The organism is Sulfitobacter sp. HI0040 (assembly GCF_001634885.1).
Lineage (GTDB): Bacteria > Pseudomonadota > Alphaproteobacteria > Rhodobacterales > Rhodobacteraceae > Sulfitobacter.
Genome location: NZ_LWEX01000268.1, coordinates 1 through 2,617, shown reverse-complemented (window position 1 = coordinate 2,617; position 2,617 = coordinate 1). Strand labels below are relative to the sequence as shown.

At 67.1% G+C, this 2,617-nt stretch carries 1 protein-coding gene and 1 pseudogene; both read left to right on the top strand.

Annotation, left to right across the window (positions count from 1 at the left end):
- Positions 1–504, top strand: a pseudogene (locus A3728_RS23150) (hypothetical protein); the annotation flags it as partial.
- Positions 495–2,617 (top strand): hypothetical protein (locus tag A3728_RS13590; protein ID WP_067924711.1); only part of this gene is annotated, 2,123 nt, incomplete at its 3' end. The pseudogene A3728_RS23150 and the gene A3728_RS13590, both read left to right, overlap by 10 nt.

Sequence of the window (2,617 nt, the reverse complement as noted above, 5' to 3'; positions counted from 1 at the left end):
TCGCAGGCCGCGCTTGATGCCCGCGACGACGTGCGGCTTTACCTTTATGAAACATGGCATCGGACCGACGATCCCGCCGGATGGCTTACCCGGATCGACGGGGACCTTGCGCGCTACTGGCTGGGCGCGTTGGCGCGGCCCGCGCGGGAGGCGGGGCTGCCGCTCTACCTCGTACCGGGGGGGCAGGTCATTGGCACCTTCGTGCGGCGGCTGGAGGCTGAGGGCGGCTACCCGGGGCTGGCCGACCGGCACGGGCTTTTCGCCACTGCGCCCGATGGCAGCCGTGATACCATTCATCTTGGCGATGCAGGAAACTACCTCATGGCGCTTACCCATTACGCAACGCTCTATCACAAGAATCCTTTGGGTCTGCCGCATGACCTCATGCGCGCGGACGGCACGGCAATGGCGCCCCTTTCCACCACCGCGGCACGCGCGATGCAGGAGGTTGTCGGCGAGGTGGTGTTACGCCTGCCCGAAACCGGGGTGACAGCATGGGCGTGATCGACACGGCCATTTCGGTTTTGATGGTGGGCCACAGCCTGTTCGGTCCCACGGGCCCCGAAATGCTGCAGGACGCCCTGCGCGCCGGGCAGGGGCAGGGCGAGGTGGCGGCGCAGATCATCAACGGCGCGCCCCTGCGCTACAACTGGGACAACTCCGATACCGCCGAAGGGGTGGATGCCCGCGCCGTCCTGCCGGAGGGGGAGGTCACCCACCTGATCCTGACGGAGGCGCTGCCGCTGGCCAATCATGTGAAATGGTCGGAAACGGATGTCTATGCGCAGGCGTTCTATGGTCTCGCCGTGTCTGCCAACCCGGACGCACAGGTATATCTGCAGGAGACTTGGCACAGCCTGCGCAGCGGAACGGGCGAGCCGGTGGAACATGACGACGGGGCGGGTACCCCGTGGCGCGCCCGGCTGGACGCCGATCTGCCGGTCTGGGAAAGCATCGCGCAGAGCGTCTCCGCCGGGCGCCGCGATGGGGCGGCCCCTGTGCGGATCATTCCTGCCGGGCAAGGCATGGCGCTGCTGCACGACCGTATCGCCGCAGGCGCCGTCGAAGGCATCGACAACATCGCGCGGCTTTTCGACGACGATATCCATCTGAGCGATCTGGGGCATTATTTCGTGGCCATGGTCCAATACGCGACCTTGACCGGAGAGTCCCCGCTGGGCCTGCCGGCGGAATTCACCGATCGATATGGCAAAGCCTTCGACGCCCCCGATGCAGATCTGGCGCGCACCCTGCAGGGGATCGCGTGGGAGGCGGTCGAAACCTATCGCGCCCGTACCCCGGAACAGCAGGCACGCGCCGCCACGGTGCAGGAACCCGCGGCACCGCCCCCGGCCACCGGCCCCCCAGGGGCGGAAACGGAAGCTGCAGCGCCTGTGAGCGCGGACCCGACGCCCCCGGGGGAGTTCACGCCCGTTCCCGGCCGGTCCGACATGGCGATCGGGCTTGCGCCGGTCAGCGACTGGGCCACCCAGCAGCCCTTTCTTGACGTGATGAAGCTCGCCCGGCCGTGGATCGGGCATTTCCCCGGTAAGTGGGGCGGCATGTCCTACGAGGATTTGCAGGCGACCGGGTTCCTTGACCCCGACGGTTGGCCGCTTCGGATGCCGCCTATCGTCGGCAGTATCGGCACGCTCATCCTGACGGACCTGCCCGCCGATGCCGAAGGGCTGAGCGGTCGTTATCGGCTGCGCTTTGACGGGCGCGGGATCGTCGAAGTGGCGGGGCGCGCGACCAATGTGCGCTATGGCAAGAACGAGGTAACGTTCGAGTTCACGCCCGGCCCCGGCGGCGTGGATATCCGGCTTCAGCGCATCTTCCCTGCCGATCCGCTGCGCAATATCACCGTGGTGCGGCAGGATTACGCGGCCCGCTTCGACGCGGGTGAAGTGTTTCACCCACTCTGGCTCGACCTGATCGCGGAATTCGACGCCCTGCGTTTCATGGACTGGATGGCCACCAACAATTCGGATCAGCACGAATGGAAGGACCGGCCCCGCGCTGAGGACGTGACCTATGCCCGCAAGGGCGTGCCGGTGGAACTGCTGGTCCGCCTGTCGAACGAGGTCGGCACCGATGGCTGGTTCACCTTGCCGCACCGGGCGGACGACACCTACATTCGCAACTTCGCCCGCTATGTGTCGGAAAACCTCGATCCTGCGCTGAAAGTCTATGTCGAGTATTCCAATGAGGTCTGGAACACGCGGTTCGAACAGGCCGCCTGGGTCGCGGCGCAGGCCGAGGCGCTTTGGGGGGATGCGGGTGCCGCGGCGCAATATCACGGGATGCGGGCAGCGGAGGTTGCGGGCATCTGGTCGGACGTCTTCGCGGACGCTGATGCTGCCCGGCTTGTGAACGTGGTGGCCACGCATACCGGCTGGCTCGGATATGAAAAGCCCCTGCTGGACGCGCCGCTGGCGCAAAAGATGGGGAAGGCAGCTCCCGCGGAGGCGTTCGACGCCTATGCGGTGACAGGCTATTTCGGCGGCGTGCTGGGCAAGGCGGACCGGCGCGAGGTGGTGCAGGACTGGCTGGACGAAAGCCTCGCCCGGGCCGAAGCCGGGGCCGCCGCCCTTGACCTGACGGGGCAGGCCGCGCG